We start from the raw sequence: 18397 nt of genomic DNA, 5'->3' as shown, positions 1-18397 counted from the left end.
AAGTTCCTCGGCGGCGACGGCACCTGCACCGGCGAGATGATCAAGCTCGCCGGCGACGCGATGAGCGGCGACACGTATTGCACGCAGGCCGGCATCCCGATGGAGAAGATGCCCGGCGGCGCGCAATTCAAGACCCGCTTCAAGGAGCACTTCAAGGCCGACGTCCAGCTCTATGCGCCCTACAGCTACGACGCGGCGATGGCGCTGATCGAAGCGATGAAGGCCGCCGACTCGGTCGAGCCGGCGAAGTACCTGCCCGCGCTGCAGAAGCTCAGCTTCTCGGGCGTCACCGGCAAGATCGCCTTCGACAAGAACGGCGACATCCGCGACGGTGGCATCACGATGTATCAGTTCAAGAACGGCAAGTGGGATGCGCTGAACTAAATCGGCTGAGCCGAATATGCGATTCGCGCACGCACCGATCATGTGCGCGGGGCGCAGAACACGAACCACAAAGGGGCGCCGCGGCGCCCCTTTTTTTCGGGCGCAGTCACGACAGGGGGATTTCCGGCGTTTTGCGGGCCCTGTATTAGGGAAAACCACAATATGGCATGGTTTGTGCGGTGCGCAATGCGTCCGAATACCACCTCTTTCCCCGAAAAACCCCATGGATATTGGGTATACAAGGAATGGGCATCGCCGCGTCGCAATGCGGAAGGACGACGAGGCCGTTGCTTTGCTGCATCGCAGGACCTGCAATCTGCATGCAAGCCGACGGCATCACGCACCACCGCGCGGTTTTTGGGCAGAATACGCGCACTTTTCAGCCCCGCCGGTACTGACCTTGGTCATACCCCGGAGGAGCGAATCGAAAAGCGCTAACAAGAGCAGCATCCTGGCAGTGGCATCCGCAGCTCACACCCGGGCGGTGGCGGCGCGCTGGCAGGCAATCAAAATCGATTTCGCTGGAGGAACGCTATGAAGAAAACCGTCGTCGCACTGGCCATCATGGGCTTCGGCCTGTCGGCCGCCCAGGCCCAGGAAATGGTCGTCAAGATCGGCAGCGTCGCGCCGCTCACCGGCACCATCTCGCACCTCGGCAAGGACAATGAAAACGGCGCGCGTCTGGCGGTCGAGGATGCCAACGCCAAGGGCATCACGATCGGGGGCAAGAAGGTCAAGTTCGAGCTGATGGGCGAAGACGATCAGGCCGACCCGCGTACCGGCACGACGGTCGCGCAGCGCCTCGTCGATGCCGGCGTGAAGGGCGTCGTCGGCCACCTGAACTCGGGCACCACGATCCCCGCGTCGCGCATCTACAACCAGGCCGGCATCCCGGTGATCACCCCGTCGGCGACCAACCCGACGCTGACCAATCAGGGCTACAAGGCGGTGTTCCGCACGATCGCGAACGACGTGCAGCAGGGCAGCGTGCTCGGCAAGTTCATCTCCGGCCCGCTCGCCGCGAAGACGGTTGCGATCATCGACGACCGCACGGCCTACGGCCAGGGTCTCGCCGACGAAACCGAGAAGGCCGTCAAGGCGGGCGGCGGCAAGGTCGTCGCGCGTGAATTCACGACCGACAAGGCGACGGACTTCAACGCGATCCTGACCAAGATCCGCGGCGCCAAGCCCGACGTGATCTTCTTCGGCGGCATGGACGCGCAGGCCGGCCCGATGCTGCGCCAGCTCAAGCAGCTCGGCGTCGAAGCCAAGTTCGTGACCGGCGACGGCGGCTGCAGCCCCGAGATGATCAAGCTCGCGGGTGACGCGATCGGCTCCAACGCCTATTGCTCGATGGCCGGCCTGCCGCTCGAGAAGATGCCTGGCGGCGCCGAGTTCCGCGATCGCTTCAAGAAGCGCTTCAACGCCGACGTGCAGATCTACTCGCCGTATGCGTACGACGCGGCGATGGCACTGATCAACGCGATGGCCGCCGCCGGTTCGCCCGAACCGTCGAAGTACCTCCCGTCGCTGAAGAAGATCAGCTTCCAGGGCGTCACCGGCACGATCGCCTTCGACGACAAGGGCGACATCAAGGACGGCGCGGTCACGGTGTATCAGTACAAGAACGGCACCTGGGCGGCGATGTAATGCATCCTGCCGCCCCCCGGGCGGCATTACGCGGGGGGCGGCGGCCGGCAGTACCGGCTGCGGCCCCTTTCGAGTTTTTCACCACGGCGACACCTGAGCTGATGTACCTCCTTCAACACCCGGCCTCGGCTGCCTCACAGGTATCCGGCCAGCCGCGTGCGCAAACCCTGCGCGCGGCGCTCGCGCCCCAGCAGCGGATGCTCTCCGCAACGGTCACCCCGTCCCACCCGCCGCTGAGCGGCTTCGACCCGATATCCCGAGGGTAAAAATGGAAATCTTTCTGCAACAAGTGGTCAATGGCCTCGTCGTCGGCAGCGTATATGCGCTGGTGGCGCTGGGTTACACCATGGTCTACGGCATTCTCGGCCTGATCAACTTCGCCCACGGCGACCTCGTCATGGTCGGCGCACTCACCGCACTGCAAACGATGATGCTTCTGATGGATGTCGCCCCCGGCATGTCGCCGATGGCGATGCTCGGGCTGTCGCTGCTCGCCGCGGTCGGCGTGTGCATGATCCTCGCGTTCCTGATGGAGCGCCTCGCGTATCGTCCCCTGCGCAATGCGCCGCGGCTGGCACCGCTGATCACGGCGATCGGCGTCTCCTTCCTGCTGCAGACGCTGGCGATGATCGTGTGGGGCCGCAACTATCACACCTTCCCGCAGCTGATCTCGACGACCCCGCTGCAGCCGGTCGAAGGCGTGTTCATCACGCCGATCCAGATCACGATCATCGCCGTGTCGGCGCTGATGATGGCCGGGCTGATCCTGCTCGTCACCAAGACCAAGCTCGGCCGCGCGATGCGCGCGACCGCCGAGAACCATCGCGTCGCGGCGCTGATGGGCGTCGACACCAACCTGATCATCGCCTCCACCTTCGTCATCGGCGCCGCGCTGGCCGCGGTCGCGGGCGTGATGTTCGCGAGCAACTACGGCATCGCCCACTACGGCATGGGCTTCATGCCAGGCCTGAAGGCCTTCACGGCCGCGGTGCTGGGCGGCATCGGCAACCTTGGCGGCGCGATGCTGGGCGGCATCGTGCTCGGGCTGGTCGAATCCTTCGGCGCCGGCTACATCGAGCAGGCGACCTTCGGCTTCCTCAATTCGTCCTACCAGGACATCTTCGCCTTCATCATTCTCGGCCTCGTGCTCATCTTCAAGCCTACCGGCCTGCTGGGTGAACGCGTGTCCGACCGGGCATAACGCGGGAGACTCCAACCATGAATGAACTCGCACTGGCCGTTCCCTGGCTGGGCAAACGCAACCCGCTCGCCGCACGCTGGGTGGTGGTCGCGATCGCGCTGATCGCACCGCTGATCGCGATCAGCTTCGGCCGCACCTGGGTGCGCGTGATCGACTTCGCGATGCTGTACATCCTGCTCGCGCTGGGCCTGAACCTCGTCGTGGGCTTCGCCGGCCTGCTCGACCTGGGCTACATCGCGTTCTACGCGGTGGGCGCGTATACGGCGGCCTTCCTCGCGTCGCCGCACTTCGACCTGCACCTGCCGATCTACATCGTGCTGCCGCTGGCGGCGTGCTTCGCGGCAATGGCGGGGATTACGCTGGGCTTCCCGGTGTTGCGATTGCGCGGCGACTACCTCGCGATCGTCACGCTCGGCTTCGGCGAGATCGTCCGGATCTTCATGAACAACCTGAACTATCCGGTCAATATCACCAACGGGCCGCAGGGCATCAACTCGCTCGATCCGGTGATCCTGTTCGGCTGGGACCTGTCGCAGAACATCCAGGTGACGGAGGACTTGTCGATCAACTCGCTGTTCCTGTACTACTACCTGTTCCTCGCCTGCGTCGCCGGTGCGATCCTGTTCATCTCGCGCCTGCAGGTGTCGCGGGTCGGTCGCGCGTGGGCCGCGATGCGCGACGACGAGCTCGCCGCCAAGGCGATCGGCATCAACACGCGCAACCTGAAGCTGCTGGCGTTCTCGCTCGGCGCGACCTTCGGCGGCGTGTCGGGCGTGCTGTTCGGCACCTTCCAGGGTTTCGTGTCGCCCGAATCGTTCTCGCTGATGGAATCGATCGCGGTGCTGACGATGGTGGTGTTCGGCGGCATGGGCAACATCGCCGGCGCGATCGTCGGCGCGATCGTGCTGTCGGCGCTGCCCGAAATCCTCCGCCACATCGCCACGCCGGTGCAGAACGCGCTGTTCGGCCATGTGATCCTCGACCCCGAAGTGCTGCGCATGCTGCTGCTGTCGCTCGCCATGATCCTGATGATGCTGCTCCGCCCCGAAGGCCTGATCCCGGCCGCCGCCCGCTACTCCCACCTCAAGCACCTGAAGTCGAAGGGGGTGACGCAATGATCACCCTGCTCGAAGCCCGCAACATCGGCAAGCGCTTCGGCGGCCTGCAGGCGCTCTCGGACGTCTCGCTGACGATCCGCAAGGGCGAGGTCTACGGCCTGATCGGTCCGAACGGCGCCGGCAAGACGACCTTCTTCAACGTGCTGACCGGGGCCTACACGCCCGACGGCGGCGAGTTCACGTTCAACGCGACGCCGCTGCCCAGCGGCAAGCCGCACCTCGTCGTCGCGCAGGGCATCGCGCGGACTTTCCAGAACATCCGCCTGTTCCGCGAGCTGTCCGCACTGGAAAACGTGATGGCGGGCCACCACATCCGCACCAACGCGACGATCTTCGGCATCCTCACGCAGAACAAGCACACGCGCGAGGAAGAGCGCCTGACGACCGAGCGCGCATACGAGCTGCTCAAGTACGTCGGCATCGAGCGCTTCGCCACCGCGCAGGCGAAGAACCTGTCTTACGGCGACCAGCGCCGCCTGGAGATCGCCCGCGCGCTCGCGACCGAGCCGCAACTGCTGGCGCTCGACGAGCCCGCGGCGGGCATGAACGCGACCGAGACCGGTCAGCTCAAGCTGCTGATCGAGCAGATCCGCAGCGACGGCATCACGGTGCTGCTGATCGAACACGACGTGAAACTGGTGATGGGCCTGTGCGACCGCGTCGCGGTGCTCGACTTCGGCCGCAAGATCGCCGAGGACGTCCCGGCGGAAGTCCAGAAGAACGATGCCGTCATCAGCGCCTACCTGGGCGGAGGCCAAAAGCATGCACACTAATCCCACGTCTCCCCTGCTCCAGCTCGCCGGCCTGAAAGTCGCCTACGGCGGCATCCAGGCTGTCAAGGGCATCGACCTGGAACTCTACCGCGGCGAACTGGTGAGCCTGATCGGCGCGAACGGCGCCGGCAAGACCACGACGCTGAACGCGATCGCCGGCAGCCTGCGCATCGCCGGCGGCGAGATCCTCTACGCGGGTGAGAAGGTCCACGTCTTCCCGGCGCACAAGCGGCTGCGCCGCGGCATCGCGCTGGTACCGGAAGGCCGCGGCATCTTCACGCGCCTGACGGTCGAGGAAAACCTGCGCATGGGGGCTTACTCGCGCAACGACAAGGCCGCCATCGAGCAGGATATGGAGCGCGTGTATTCGATGCTGCCGCGCGTGAAGGAACGCCTGAACCAGACCGCCGGCACGCTGTCGGGCGGCGAGCAGCAGATGGTCGCGATCGGGCGTGCGCTGCTGTCGCGCCCCAAGCTGCTGCTGCTCGACGAGCCGTCGATGGGCCTCGCGCCGCTGGTGGTCGAGAAGATCTTCGAGGTCGTGCAGTCGGTCGTGAAGGAAGGCGTGACGGTGCTGCTCGTCGAGCAGAACGCCAACCTCGCGCTGGAGTTCTCGCAACGCGCCTACGTGATGGAATCGGGCAAGATCACGCTGACCGGCTCCGGCGCCGAGTTGCTGACGAACCCGAAGGTGCGCGCGGCGTATCTGGGCGAAGCGGCGTAAGCGGAAGACTGAAGGAAGGAAACGGGCGCGGGGCCTTCAGGTTCCGCGCCCGTTGTCCGTCTACGGTCCTACAATCGCCGCTGATACCCTGCACGGCGATCGCGCCGCCCCACCCGAGGAACCGGACATGAGCTCCCATTCGCTGAAAGGAGGTTGCCATTGCGGCGGCCTGCGCATCGAACTCGACCTGCCGCGTCCGCCCGGAAGTTACGCGCCGCGCGCCTGCGACTGCGATTTCTGCCGCAAGCACGGCGCGGCCTACCTTTCCGATCCCGGCGGGCGGCTGCGCATCCATGCCCGCGCGGAAGCGCTCGGTCGCTACCGACAGGGCAGCGGACGCGCCGAGTTCCTGTACTGCAAGGACTGTGCGGTGCTGGTCGGCGTGGCCTACGAGGAGGACGGGCAGATGTACGCGACAGTCAATAGCCGAGTCGTCGAGGGCGATGCGCCTTTCGCGGAGGCCAGGAGCGTCTCTCCGCAGACGCTGAGCGCCGATCAGAAGGTCGCGCGGTGGAAGGAAGTGTGGTTTTCGGATGTCGAGCTGCACATAGACGGCTGAACGCCCGTTGCGTGCGGGCCTCGTGCCTCAGCGAGCGGTGCCGGCGACCACCCTCGAGCGGTGCTCGCCGAGGCCGGAAATCCCCAGGCGCATCCGCGCGCCGTGCCGAAGGAAGCGCGGCGGAGTTTGCAGGAAGCCGCTCCCGGGCGGGGTGCCGGTGAGGATCACGTCGCCGGGGTGGAGCGTCATGAAGCGGCTGACGAAGGCGACGATCTCCGCGCAGGAGAAGAGCATGTCGGCGGTATTTGAGCGCTGCATCGTCTCGCCGTCGAAGGTGAGCCAGAGGTCGAGCGCCTGGGGGTCGGGCACTTCGTCGCGGGTGGCGAGCCAGGGCCCGAGCGGGCAGAAGGTGTCGCAGCTCTTGCCCTTGTCCCAGGTCGGGCCGCGGTCGAACTGGTAGCTGCGCTCGGAGACGTCGTTGGCGACGCTATAGCCGGCGACGAAATCCAGGGCGCGCTCGGCGGATACGCGGGCGGCGCGCTGGCCGATCACCATCGCGAGTTCGACTTCCCAGTCGCCCTGGGTCGCGCCCTGCGGCAGACGTACGGGGTCGTGCGGGCCACACAAGGAGCTCGTCGCTTTCAGGAAGAGGATGGGCTCCTCCGGCAGCGTGTGGCCGCCAGCGGCGTGCGCGCGATAGTTGAGGCCGATGGCGACGATCTTGCCGACGCCGGCGACCGGCACGCCCAGTCGCGGACGGCCGCGGACGGCGGGCAGGTCCTGCGGAGCGAGGCGGCGTAGCGCGGCGAGGCGCGCGGGAGCGAGTGACGCGCCGTCGAAGTCCCGCACGTACATGGAGAGGTCGCGCAGCACGCCGTCGGCGTCGATCAGGCCGGGCCGTTCGCGGCCGCGCGGACCGTAGCGGACGAGCTTCATCGCATCACCCTGGCCAGGTGTGGCTGCCACCCGCATTCATCGCGAGATTGCCGCCGTCGACCGGCAGCAGCACGCCATTGACGGCGCGCGCGGCGTCCGACGCGAGGAAGACCGCCGGACCGACGTAATCCTCGGGGTCGAGCAGCCGCCCCTGCGGCAGGCCGGCGAGGATGCGCGGCAGCACGTGGTCGCGGAAGCGCGGGGTCTCCAGGTGCGCGCGCAGGCCGGGGGTGAGGGTCTGCGCGGGCAGGATCGCGTTGACGCGGATGCCGGCGCCGCCATACTCGACCGCGAGCTCGCGCGTCATCTGATGCACGGCGGCCTTGGTGCAGCTGTAGGGCAGCGCACCGCGGCCGAGCGCGGTCTCGCCCGCGTTCGAGCCGATGTTGATGATGCTGCCCTGCCCCGCCCTCAGCATGTGCCTGAGCGCCGCCTGGCAGCACAGGAAGTAGCCGGTGAGGTTGACGGCGAGCATGCGCTCCCAGTCGCTCGCGGCGAGTTCGTGCGGGCGCACGCGCGACGGGAAGGCGAAAGGGACGTTGACGAGGATGTCGAGGCGGCCCAGCTCGCAGTCGACCGCGGTGAAGAGCGCATCGACGTCTTCGGCGACCGCGATGTCGGCGACGCGCGCGAGCGACGCGGGGCCGAGTTCGGCGAGTTCGCGCGCGGTCATCGCGAGGCCCTCGGCGTCGATGTCGGCGATTGCGACGCGGGCGCCGGCGCGTGCGAGGCCCAATGCGAGGGCGTGACCGATGCCGCCGTTGGCACCGGCGCCGGTAACGAGGGCGATGCGACCGTCGAGGTCAAACCGTGGCGGTGGGCAGTTCGAGACGGGAGGCATGAGCGGACACTCCGGATGGGGGATCGAGCAGGGCGATGCGGCCGCTGCAGCCGTCGAGGGCGATCGGCGCGCCATCGGCGATCAGGCGGGTGGCGTCGGGCAGCGCGACGGCGGGGATGCCGGCTTCGCGCGCCTGGCAGGCGCTGTGGGCGAGGAGCCCGCCGACTTCGACGACAAGACCCGCGACGAGGCGGAAGAGCGGCGTGACGCCAAGGTTCGCGCCGCGCAGCACGAGGATTTCGTCGCCGCGCCAGCCGTCCGCGGGGACACTATCACCGGTCGCGAAGACGCGCGCGACGCCACAGACCTTGCCGGCCGACAGCGGCTCGCCGCTCCAGGCGCGGCCGCCGGCAGCCGGACGCGCGGTTGGCATGCCGATCTCGTCCAGCCGCGAGCCGAACACGACGGCCGGCACGCAACGCAGTCGCGCCGCGAGCCGCGCCATCGCGTGTTCGTCGGCCCGTCGCGCCGCGCGGCGACGCAAGGCCGCGGGGTCGCGCAGCACTGCGGCGAGCTCGCGCGGATGCAGGTGAAAGATCAGGCCGTCCGGCCAGTCGAGCCGTGTCGACAGCCGCAGCACGGCGCGGCGGATCAGCGCATGGGCGACGGTGTAGTGATGCTTGATCGTTTCGCGCAGCGGCAGGAAGTGCTGGGCGAATCCGAGGGCTTCGAAGAGCTCGGCGCTTTCAGCGGCGGTGAAGCCGGCCGCCGTGAGGCGCTTCGCGAGCTCCGCTTCGGCGGCCCTCCTCTCGGCCTGCTGCCGTGCGAATTCGGCGGCGGGATGGCGCCCGCTCGCGGAGAGGTTGGCGAGCAGCGCCTCGAGCCGCTCGGGCGCTTCGGCGAGCCGCGGTTCGGCGAGTTCCAGCTCGTTGTCGGCACAGTGGCCGTAGGACGCGAGGTAATCCGCGCGGCTGCGCAGGCCCTGCGCGACCTCCTCCAGCCACAACGCCTGGCGCGTCACGAGGCTCATGGGCAGCCCGGACAGCAGGCGAGAGCACAAGGTTTCGCCCTCCGCCCCGAAGGCCGCTTCGAGTCGATTGCGCACTTCGGCGGCGAAGTGGAAGCCGAGGCGCGCGGCGACGACGAACTCGACGCAGGGGCCGGTACGCAGGAAGCGGATCAGGCCGGAGACGGCACGCACGACGCGCTGCGGGTCGGTGGCCTCGACCTCGGCCGCGAGTCTCGCCGGCACCGCCAGCGCGGGAGCGATCTCGTGCTCGAAGCGGGCGCGGAAATCGTGGGCCGCCGCGAGCATGCCCTGCCCGAAGCGTTCGCGTGCGGCGAGCGCCTGCGCGTCAGTCCGCCCGCGGCCGTAGAGCCGCACTTCCGGGTAGTTTGCAAGCGAGGGGTCTGCGGCGATGGCGGCGAGATGCTTCTCAATGGGCACCTCGCCGTCGATTCCGAAGGTCGCGGCATCGACTTCGAGATTGAAGCAGGTTTGGCCGGCGGCCCGCTCGTAGAGGTAGTCGACGCAGCGCGCATCGAAGCGATAGCCGAGGCGCTTGCGCCCCGCGACGATCGCACCAAAGCGGCCGGCGAAGATGTCCCGGAAGAGGCCGAAGCTCATCTCGGTCGGCGTCGGCAGCAGTTCGCCGACGTTGCCGTTGCTCAACACCACGTCCGTGCCCTTCAATATGCCGCGCCGCCGCAGTTCGACGAACTTCGCGGCAAGACGCCGCCGTTCGGCCGCAAGATAGCGCTCCAGCCCCGCCCCGCCCGCCGCCCGCGCCGCAACGAGGGGGCGCGCCTGCAGGATCCACAGACCGCAGGCATCGAGCGCGAATTCGACGTCCTGAGGCGCGCCGAAAAGCGCCTCCGCGCGCATCGCGAGCTGCGCGACCTCACGCGCCTGGGCCGGCGTCAGGCAGGCCACGCGCGCGCGCTCGGGACGCACCGGATGGAAGCCGTCGACGGCGAGCGCCTGCAGCTTGTTGCCGATACGCCGGCGCAGCAGGCGGCCCGTGTGCGACAGCACGAAGCTGTCGCCGACGTGCTGGCCGGCGGCGAGCGGCTCGGCGAGGCCCCAGACGGCATCGACATGCACTTCGTGGCGGCTGTCGTCGAGCGGCGCGCGCGTGTAGGCGATGCCCGCCGCGATCGCCGGCACGAGCTGCTGTACGAGGATCGCGAGCGCGGCGTCGACATGGCCGAGCTGCAGGCGGTAGTCGACCGCGGCGGGCTCGCTCCACGAGGCGATGCAGCGCTCCAGCGCCGCGACGAGCACCGCCTCGCCCTGCACGCCGAGTTCGGTGGCGTAGACGCCGGCGTAGCTCGCGGCATCGCCGTCCTCCTCGATCGCGGAGCTCCTCACGGCGACCCGGCCACCGAGCTTGCGGTAGGCGTCGAGGGCGGCCTGCCTCACGATCTCCCTTGCCGCACCGCCCAGGCGCCAGGCCGCGATGGCATCGGCGGTCACACAGAATCCGGGGCTCACCGGGAAGCCCGCGGCGAGCATCAGCCCTTGGCGCAGCGCCTTGTTACCGACGGCGCGCGCATCGCCCGGCGTCAGCTCGCCGAGGTCGAGGATCCAGCGATCCGCGGCGGATGCAGTCACGCGAGCGCCCCGGCTTGGTTCGTCCTGCCCGCCCGCTCGGCGCCGAGGATGCGCGTGTCGTCGCGATGCTCGCGTTCGCCGGTCCAGCGCGCCTTCAGCTCCAGCCATTCGAGGGCGAAGCCGTCGACGCCATCGCCTGCGAGCGCGGCGTCGATCACGCGCCGGTAGAAGCCGACGATGTCCGCGACGAGCGGCGTGCTGCGTTCGCGGCCAGGCACCTTGAAGCGCTCGACGCCCATCGCGATGTATTCCGGAACCTCCCACAGCAGGAGCTCGGGGCTCGACTTCAGCCGCGGCGAGTCCGGGTGCGCCTGTCCGCCCGCGGTCAGCGACCACTGGCCGCGGCAGATGCGGTAGCAGCTCCCGCCGCGCGCGGCCGAACCGAGGTAGAGATCCTTGTTGTCGTCGCCGCGCAGGTGCTTGACGTGGAAGTAGCTGCTCGAATAGCAGCGCCCAGGACAGATGCGGCCGCGGTGCGGGTTCTGGAACAGGAAGGCTTCGAGCTTCATCGGGCTCGCGACGCGGATCTGCGCCGCCTCCTCGACGCCCCAGCGATAGGGCAGCACGACGTAGTCCGCGCCGAGCTGGTCATAGAAGCGCACGTCCTCGACGTTGAACACGCCGGCGGTGACGCTGACGTGGATGTCGAGCGTCGGGAAAGCCTGCCGCACGAGCGGGATCAGGCCAGGATCGCAGATCATCACGCCGGCCGCGCCGATCGCGGCGAAGGTCGCGACGCGGTCGAGGAAGAGGCCGACCTCGTCGGGGGCCGGCATCACGTTGATCGCGACGCGCACATCCTTGCCGTCGCGCCCGGCCTCGGCGATCAACTCGGCGATCGCGCCGTCGTCGAGTTCGTCGGTCGCGGGGCGCCGGCTCCAGCCGCGCGGGCCGACATAGACGGAATCCGCGCCGCGTGCGAGCGAAGCCGTCGCCATTTCGAGCGTGCCACCGGGGGCCATCAGGACCGTCATCATTCACCTCAAAGGAGTAAGCCGGCGGCGAGGCTACCGGCAGGCAGTTCATGTTGGGGCGCACCGGGCGGGGCCATCAGCTCGGCGAGCTCCTGCAGCCGCTCCGCCATCTCGGGCACCCAGGGCAGGCCAACGCGCGCGAGCCACTTGCGCCGCAGGGCCGCACCGGACCAACTTCCGGCGGGCGTGCCGCTGACGCGCGACCACAGGCCGACGTCCGCGCGCAGCCGCGCCGCCGCGTCGCGCACGGAGCGGGCGAAGCCTTGCGCGAGCTCGGGCGCCGAATGCAGCACCGCCTCGTGCAGCACGAAGAAGCTCGTCGGGACGGGTGGCCGGCGTGAGGGAAAGGCCGCCAGCAGGTCGACAAGGTCGCAGACTTCGCGAAAGTCGCCCTCGGCGACGAGGGCCGGCACCTGGTGCCAGTACGTCAGGGCGCCGTCGAGCTTGCCGCCGCGCAAAGCGTCGCACAGCGCGGTCTTCGAGCCCGCTGCGACGCAGTCCGACACCTCGGCCGGGTCGAAGCCGTGGCGCCGTCGGCACGCCGCACGCAACAGCAGCCAGTTCTTGTCCTCGGTATGGACGACGCCGATGCGCTTGCCGGGGAGGTCGGCGAGACCGCGCAAGCCACTGTGGCGCGGCGCGACGAGGCCGCCGAAGATCGCGCCATAGGGTGCAGCCGCGACCAGCGGCTGGCCGGCGGCGCGGTGGCGCAGCAGCGACAGCCAGTCGGTGTCGATCACGTCCACCTCGCCGTCGATCAGCCGCGCCTCGGTCGCCTGCCGCTGGCCGCGCATGCGGTCATCGCCGAGCTGCAGTTCGAGGCGGTAGCCGTTCGCATGGTCCAGCCCGCAGGCGGTGATGGCGCGCATTAGCCAAGCACCACTTCCGGTCGCCTCGAAGGCTGCGCGCAGCACCGGCAGCGTGTCTTGCCGCGCGTCACGCAACATAGCTGGCGGCCCGGTCCATCAGCGTATCGACGCGTTTCGACTTTTCGCGCACCCAGCGCAGGCGCAGTTCGGCGAGTTCCTCGGCGTGGTGATCGAGGCTGTGCGCACCGCCGACGACCTCGTCGATCGCCTTGCGATAGAAGCGCACGAGATCGCGGATCATGCCGACAGGTCGTTCGCGGCCCGAGAGCTTGAAGCAGGTGACCCCGGCCGCGACGAAGCCCGGCAGCTGCGCGAGCATCAGGCGCGCGTCGCGGCGCAGCTTGAGCTCAACTGGCAGCTCACCTGGCACGCCGAATTCCCAGTTCGCCTGGCAGACGCGGTAGCACTCCTTCGCGCCGCGGTTCGCGCTGCCGTGGAAGTCGCGGCTGCCCTCGACCGCCAGCCAGTCGCGAAAGCGCAGGTAGCTGCTCATGATGCATTTGCCGGGGCAGAGCTTGCCGGTCTGCACCGTCTCGAAGAGAAAGGTCTCCAGCCCGATGTCGCTCGCGCGGCGCAGGGCTTCAATCTCCGCGACGTCCCAGCGGTAGGGCAGGATGATCACGTCGGCGCCCGCGTCGCGGTAGAAGGCGGCGTCTTCGAGGTTGCTGATGCCGCTGCCGATGCTCACGTGCAGCACCGTGCCCGGGATCTCCCGGCGCAGTGCGCGCAGCAGGCCGACGTCGGTCACGATGAAGCCCGAGGCGCCGTCGGCCGCGTACTGCAGCGCCTTGTCGAGGAAGCGGCCGAAGTCGTAGGGGGTCGGATAGGTGTTGAGCACGACGCGCAGTTCGGCGCCGCGGGCGGTCGCGTAGGCCGCCGCCTCACGGATCGCGTCGTCGCTCATCTCCGATTCATAGGGCCGACGCGAGAAGCCGAGCGGGCCGACGTAGATGATGTCGGCGCCCTCATCGACCGCCGCGCGCGCCATCTCCAGCGAGCCGGCCGGGGCAAGCAGCTTGGGCATGGTCAGGCCTCCCGCCGGGCCGCCCCAAGGGAGGCCTGCGCCCCCTCGGGGGGCCGCGAACAAAGTGAGCGTGGGGGCGTCATCAGGCTCTCCCGATGTAGCGCTGGCCGGCGCCCTCGAAGTAATAGCCGTTGCACAGCCCTTCGCGCGCAAGGGCAGTGAGCGTCACGAGTGCTGACGCCGGATCAGCGCCCGGCGCGCCGGCGAAGGCGCGCGTGAGCGCCTCGCGGTAGATGCTCCCGACGGCCGCCGCGTAGCCCGGCGCCTCGCCCTTGTTGTGCACGTAGAAATGCGCGAGCCCCATCCCGGCGAGCGTCGTCGCGTGTTCGAGCATGCAGAGGTCCTTGCCCGACAGCGTCATGCGGCCGGTGTCCTTCAGCGACCAGTCGGCACGGCTGCCGTCGCCGCGGCCGCGCTTCAGCCAGTGTTCCTGCGTGCATTGGTAGGAACAGCTGCCGTCGCCGCACTGGCCGCCTTCCTCTTCGCCGTCCCCGCTGTGTTCGAGGATGAAGCAGGTCTCGGAGATCACGAGCGGGATCTTGCCGTGCACTGGCACCAGCACTTCGACATCGGCGTGCTCGGCGATGTAGCGCACTTCGGCGAGCGACAGCTCGGGGTTGGGATACACGCGCGTCACGCCGTAGTTCTTCAGCACCTTCGCCGTCTCGTGCGTGTAGAGATTGCCGAACACGCCGAGATGCACCGGCAGGCGGCAGTTCTTCTCGTTGAGCATGCGCAGCACGCCGAGGTTATGCACTTCGAGGGCGTCGAAGGGCAGCTCCAGCGCCGTGTCGATCAGGTCCTCGACCCAGCCGAGATCGTCGTTGCCGGGCACCGCGTAGAGCCGCAGGTAGGCCTTCTGGCCGCGCGACTTCACGATCTCGAGGCCGGCTTCGAGCAGTTCCGGGTGCGAACTGAAGTTGTTCGGATAGTCGGGACAGGAGAAATCGCCGAGGTAGAGCGCGTCGTAGGCGGAGAAGTCGCCTTCGCGCAGTTCCTTCAGGTTGCCGACGTCGGTGGATAGTTCGAACATGTTCTGTCTCCTCAAAGGGTGGCGGCAGTGCGCCGCGATTCGTCGATCGCCTGGCGCAGCAGACGGTTGTCGCGCTTGCTGCGCTCTGTCATCCAGCGCCCGCGCAGGGTTTCGAGTTCGGAGGCGAAGGGGGTGAGATCCGGCCGGTCGGAGCCGAGGATCGTGTCGACCGCGCGCCGATACACGCGCACGATGTCGCGCACGAGCACCGTGGAACGGTCGCGCCCAGGCACCTTCAGGCAGTCGACGCCCGCAGCAAGGTAGTCCGGCAGCTCCTCCAGCCACAGCGCCGGATTGGTCTTGATCGTCATCGGCAGGCGGTAATCGATGTCGTCGACGTTGAAGTCCCATTCCGTCTGGCACACGCGCAGGCAGTCGCCGCCACGCGAGGCCGAGCCGAAGAAGTGGTCCTTGCCCTGAGCGTCGAGCCAGCGGCGGAAGCTGAAATAGCTGCTCATGTTGCATTTGCCCGGGCAGATCTTTCCGCCCGACGGCGTCTTGAACAGGAAGACCTCGATGCCGACGTCGCCCGCCTGCTTGATCTGGCGGATCTCCTCGACCGACAGGCGATAGGGCAGCACGACGTAGTCGGCGCCCAGTTCGCGCAGGAAGCGCACGTCCTCGTAGTTCGTGATGCCGCAGCCGACGCTGGTATGCACGTTCACGTGCGGCAGGCGCTCCTTCACGAGCCGCATCGCGCCGAGGTCGCTGATCATGAAGCCCTGCGCGCCCCAACCCGCGTAGCGCTCGACGCGTTCGACGAACATCGGCAGTTCGGTCGAGCTCGGCAGCGTATTGACGACGATGCGCACCTCCTTGCCGCGCGCCGCCGCGTAGTCGATCGTGCGGCGGATCTCGTCGTCGTCGAGCTCGTCCTGCGCGCCGCGCCGGCTCCAGCCGACGACGCCGACATACACCGCGTCGGCGCCCTCGTCGAGCACCGTCTGCGCCATCTCCAGCGTGCCGCCGGGGGCCATCATCATTGCCATTTCTGTCTCCTTCAGGCCGGGATCGCGTCCCGGCATTCGTGGTCTTCGCGCAGCAGTTCGCCCAGCGCGACGAGAAAGCGCGCGTTGTCGGCCGGCAGGCCGACGCTGACGCGGATGTGTCCGGGCAGGCCGTAGCGCGCCATGCACTTCACCGCGATGCGGCGGGCGGCGAGGCGCGCCACTGAATCGCGCGGGCCGCGCAGCAGCACGAAATTCGCCGCCGAAGGCACGAACTCGACGCCCAGGCGTGCGAGGCCCGTCATCAACAGCTCGCGCTCGCGCGCGTTGGCGGCGATGCAGTCGCGGCGGTGTGCCTCATCGGCCAAGGCCGCGAGCGCCGCCGCTTGCGCGAGTGAACCGACGTGGTACTGGGGACACAGGCCGGCGAGTTGCCGCACGAGCGCCTCGGGCCCGAAGCCGTAGCCGATGCGTAGCCCCGCAAGCCCCTCGACCTTCGAGAGCGAGCGCAGCGCGAGCACCGGCGCACCGCGCCGCACGTCCGCGGCGGCATCGATCAGCGGCCGGTCCGCGACGTAATCGCGATAGGCCTCGTCGAGCAGCAGCACGGCGCCCGCTGGCAAGGCGCCGCGCAGCCGGCCCCAGGCCTCGGGGCTCATCAGCGTCCCGGTCGGGTTGTGCGGCGAGGCGACGACGACAAGGCGCGTCGCGGGGCTCAGGCGCGCGAGATAGGCATCGACCGAGTATTCGCTACCCGCGAGCGGCACGGTGACAACCGCGGCGCCCACCCGCGCGGCGGCCGAACGGTAGGCCGGGAAGCCGGGGTCGGGGATCAGCACCTCACCGCCGGCACCGACCAGCGCGCGCATCGCGAGATCGATCAGGTCGCAGGCGCCGTTGCCGATCAGGATTTGCCCCGCAGGCAGGTCGAGCCGATCGGCGAGTGCGCCACGCAGTTCGGAGGCGTCGGACGCCGGATAACGGTGCAGCCCCGGCAGCGCCTGCGCGATCGCTTCACGCGCCCGCAGCGAGGGTCCGAAGGGGTTTTCGTTGCCGGAAAGCTCCGCCACCGCCTCGCCGCTTGCCGCGTAGTGCGCATGGATCGCCTCGACGAGCAGGGGATGGGGCTCGGCGACGGGTCGCGCCGCGACGACGCGGGCAAACGCGAGTTCCAGCGGCAGGCCGAGCGCTTCGTGGAGATAGCAGGCCGCGAGCGCCGGCGAGCGCGAGATCCCCATCTCGCAGTGCATCAGCACGCAGTGGCCGGCGGCAATGCGGCCGGACAGGAAATCCACCGCCGTGCGGATCGTCGCCGCCGGCAAGGGCGCCCGATCGGCCACCGCCAGGCTCAATTGCAGCGGCACGTCCCCCGGCCGCGGGAGCGGCGCGAGCGACAACAGCGTGTCGATGCCCGCCGCTTGCAGCGCGGCCCCATCGGCGGCTTCTGCGCGACTGCCCACGGCCAGCTGCGGCGTCACGAAATCCATCCCACGCTCCCTCCGTCGTTGTGCGTTTCCGAGATGTCGCTATCGTGGCGACATGCGGAAGCGCGCAACAGGGCCGGATCATGAAGCGGGCGTCATGATTTTCTGCAAAACCATACAAACGATATGGGTATAGGAAAGCCCGCGCACGGCGTGCGGCGGCGCAGCAGCGGCGCTAGGCCGCGGCGGCGTAGCGACGACGCCAGCTGAAGAAGGCGAGACCGCCGAGCGCGAGGAAGCTCGCCATGCCGGCGGCGAGCAGCAGCGGCGTCGACCAGCACAGCGGCGCGAGGCCGCCGGCGGTGACGGAATTGATGCCGACCTGCAGAAAGCTCTGGCAGCTCGACGCGAGCCCGCGCCGCGCCGGGAAGAGGTCCAGCGCGAGCAGCGTCAGGCTGGGCATCGAGAGCGCCATGCCGAAGGTGTAGATCACGATCGGCACGACCGACCACGGCAGGCCCGGCGTCAGCAGGCCGGACACGAGCAGGTTGAGCACTGCCGCGCTCGCCATGACGGCGAAACCCGTTGCGATCGTGCGCCGCGGATGCCAGCGCTCGGCCACCCGGCCCGACAAGGCCGAGCCGCTCATCATGCCCACCACCGCCGGCATGAACATCCAGCCGAACTGCTGCGCGCCGAGTCCCAGGTGCTTCATCAGGAACACCGGCGCGGACAGCACGTAGAGGAAGAAGCCGTTGAAGTTGAACGCGACCGCGCCCGCCAGCAGCACGAAGGCGGCGCTGCCCAGCACGCGCGTGTAGGCGCGCCCGAGCGTGACCGGGTGCAGCGGATGACGCGCCGCGACGGGCAGCGTCTCAGGCAGGAAGCCCCAAGTCATGAACGCGAGCAGCGCGCCGAAGGCCGCGAGGAAGACGAAGACCGCCCGCCAGCCCGCCAGCGCGAGCAGCGCCCCGCCGATCACCGGCGCCACGGCCGGCGCCACGGCGAAGATCAACATCACGCGCGACATCAGGCGCTGCGCCTCAGCGCCGTCGAAGATGTCACGCACCACCGCCCGCCCGACGACCATGCCGGCGCCTGCCGACATGCCCTGCAGCCCCCGCCCGGCCCACAGCCAGCCGATCGACGGCGCCGCCGCGCACACGAGGGACGCGAGTGCGAACATCACCATCGCGACGATGATCACGCGCCGCCGGCCGAAGCGGTCGGACAGCGCCCCGTGCCACAGCACCATGAAGGCGAAGGTCGCCATGTAGGAGGTCAGCGTCTGCTGGATCTCGACCGAGCTCGCCGACAGCGATTCGCCGATCGCCGGAAACGCCGGCAGGTAGGTATCGATCGAAAACGGACCGATGGCGGCCAGCGCGGCAAGGACGAACGCCAGCCAGGGGGACGATGCGGGCATTGGGGGCTCTGGGGGAATTT

17 protein-coding genes are annotated in these 18397 nt (G+C 68.8%); 7 read left to right on the top strand and 10 right to left on the bottom strand.

Annotated elements, in window-relative coordinates; all coding sequences use genetic code 11:
• From VJ673_RS01600 to VJ673_RS01570, 7 genes are all read left to right on the top strand, one after another.
• A partial coding sequence (locus tag VJ673_RS01600) for an ABC transporter substrate-binding protein (RefSeq protein ID WP_324124262.1) occupies positions 1-384 on the top strand: 384 nt, incomplete at its 5' end.
• A gap of 534 nt (positions 385-918) precedes the next feature.
• Positions 919-2034 carry a branched-chain amino acid ABC transporter substrate-binding protein gene (locus VJ673_RS01595; RefSeq protein WP_324124261.1) on the top strand — a complete coding sequence of 372 codons (1116 nt, stop codon included), beginning with the start codon at positions 919-921 and terminating at the stop codon, positions 2032-2034.
• Positions 2035-2302: 268 nt separating this feature from the next.
• Complete coding sequence (locus VJ673_RS01590) at positions 2303-3235, top strand: branched-chain amino acid ABC transporter permease (protein ID WP_324124260.1); 933 nt, start codon at positions 2303-2305, stop codon at positions 3233-3235.
• Positions 3236-3252: 17 nt separating this feature from the next.
• Positions 3253-4353, top strand: coding sequence for an ABC transporter permease subunit (locus tag VJ673_RS01585; RefSeq protein WP_324124259.1), 1101 nt, complete (start codon positions 3253-3255; stop codon positions 4351-4353).
• Positions 4350-5126 (top strand): ABC transporter ATP-binding protein, encoded by a 777-nt coding sequence (locus VJ673_RS01580; RefSeq protein ID WP_324124258.1) that lies wholly within the window; start codon positions 4350-4352, stop codon positions 5124-5126. Before VJ673_RS01585 ends, VJ673_RS01580 begins: the two co-directional genes overlap by 4 nt.
• A complete protein-coding gene (locus VJ673_RS01575; protein WP_324124257.1) occupies positions 5116-5850 on the top strand; it encodes an ABC transporter ATP-binding protein in 735 nt (244 codons plus the stop codon). The genes VJ673_RS01580 and VJ673_RS01575 overlap by 11 nt, the downstream gene beginning before the upstream one ends.
• Before the next feature lie 127 nt (positions 5851-5977).
• Positions 5978-6409, top strand: a complete 432-nt coding sequence (locus tag VJ673_RS01570; RefSeq protein ID WP_324124256.1) for a GFA family protein — start codon at positions 5978-5980, stop codon at positions 6407-6409.
• A gap of 27 nt (positions 6410-6436) precedes the next feature.
• Here VJ673_RS01570 and VJ673_RS01565 read toward each other — a convergent pair whose 3' ends face one another.
• From VJ673_RS01565 to VJ673_RS01520, 10 genes are all read right to left on the bottom strand, one after another.
• Positions 6437-7285, bottom strand: a complete 849-nt coding sequence (locus tag VJ673_RS01565; protein ID WP_324124255.1) for a fumarylacetoacetate hydrolase family protein — start codon at positions 7283-7285, stop codon at positions 6437-6439.
• A 4-nt stretch (positions 7286-7289) separates the two neighbouring features.
• A complete protein-coding gene (locus tag VJ673_RS01560; RefSeq protein WP_324124254.1) occupies positions 7290-8126 on the bottom strand; it encodes an SDR family NAD(P)-dependent oxidoreductase in 837 nt (278 codons plus the stop codon).
• Complete coding sequence (locus tag VJ673_RS01555; RefSeq protein WP_324124253.1) at positions 8089-10680, bottom strand: PEP/pyruvate-binding domain-containing protein; 2592 nt, start codon at positions 10678-10680, stop codon at positions 8089-8091. The genes VJ673_RS01560 and VJ673_RS01555 overlap by 38 nt, the downstream gene beginning before the upstream one ends.
• Complete coding sequence (locus tag VJ673_RS01550) at positions 10677-11657, bottom strand: peptidase U32 family protein (RefSeq protein WP_324124252.1); 981 nt, start codon at positions 11655-11657, stop codon at positions 10677-10679. The genes VJ673_RS01555 and VJ673_RS01550 overlap by 4 nt, the downstream gene beginning before the upstream one ends.
• A 5-nt stretch (positions 11658-11662) precedes the next feature.
• Entirely contained in the window at positions 11663-12601 is a 939-nt protein-coding gene (locus VJ673_RS01545) for an ABC transporter substrate-binding protein (protein ID WP_324124251.1), read from the bottom strand.
• Positions 12591-13547, bottom strand: a complete 957-nt coding sequence (locus tag VJ673_RS01540) for a peptidase U32 family protein (RefSeq protein ID WP_324124250.1) — start codon at positions 13545-13547, stop codon at positions 12591-12593. The genes VJ673_RS01545 and VJ673_RS01540 overlap by 11 nt, the downstream gene beginning before the upstream one ends.
• A gap of 82 nt (positions 13548-13629) precedes the next feature.
• The gene (locus tag VJ673_RS01535; RefSeq protein ID WP_324124249.1) at positions 13630-14580 is read right to left on the bottom strand and encodes a peptidase U32 family protein; all 951 of its coding nucleotides are present in this window, start codon (positions 14578-14580) and stop codon (positions 13630-13632) included.
• An 11-nt stretch (positions 14581-14591) separates the two neighbouring features.
• Positions 14592-15569, bottom strand: coding sequence for a peptidase U32 family protein (locus VJ673_RS01530; RefSeq protein WP_324124248.1), 978 nt, complete (start codon positions 15567-15569; stop codon positions 14592-14594).
• An 11-nt stretch (positions 15570-15580) separates the two neighbouring features.
• Positions 15581-17014, bottom strand: coding sequence for an aminotransferase class I/II-fold pyridoxal phosphate-dependent enzyme (locus VJ673_RS01525; RefSeq protein WP_324124247.1), 1434 nt, complete (start codon positions 17012-17014; stop codon positions 15581-15583).
• A 172-nt stretch (positions 17015-17186) separates the two neighbouring features.
• Entirely contained in the window at positions 17187-18377 is a 1191-nt protein-coding gene (locus VJ673_RS01520; RefSeq protein ID WP_324124246.1) for a multidrug effflux MFS transporter, read from the bottom strand.
• Between the last annotated feature and the right edge of the window lie 20 nt (positions 18378-18397).

Source organism: Aromatoleum sp. (genome assembly GCF_035254505.1).
In the GTDB taxonomy this organism is placed as follows: domain Bacteria; phylum Pseudomonadota; class Gammaproteobacteria; order Burkholderiales; family Rhodocyclaceae; genus Aromatoleum.
This window is presented reverse-complemented; position numbering and strand designations above follow the sequence as displayed.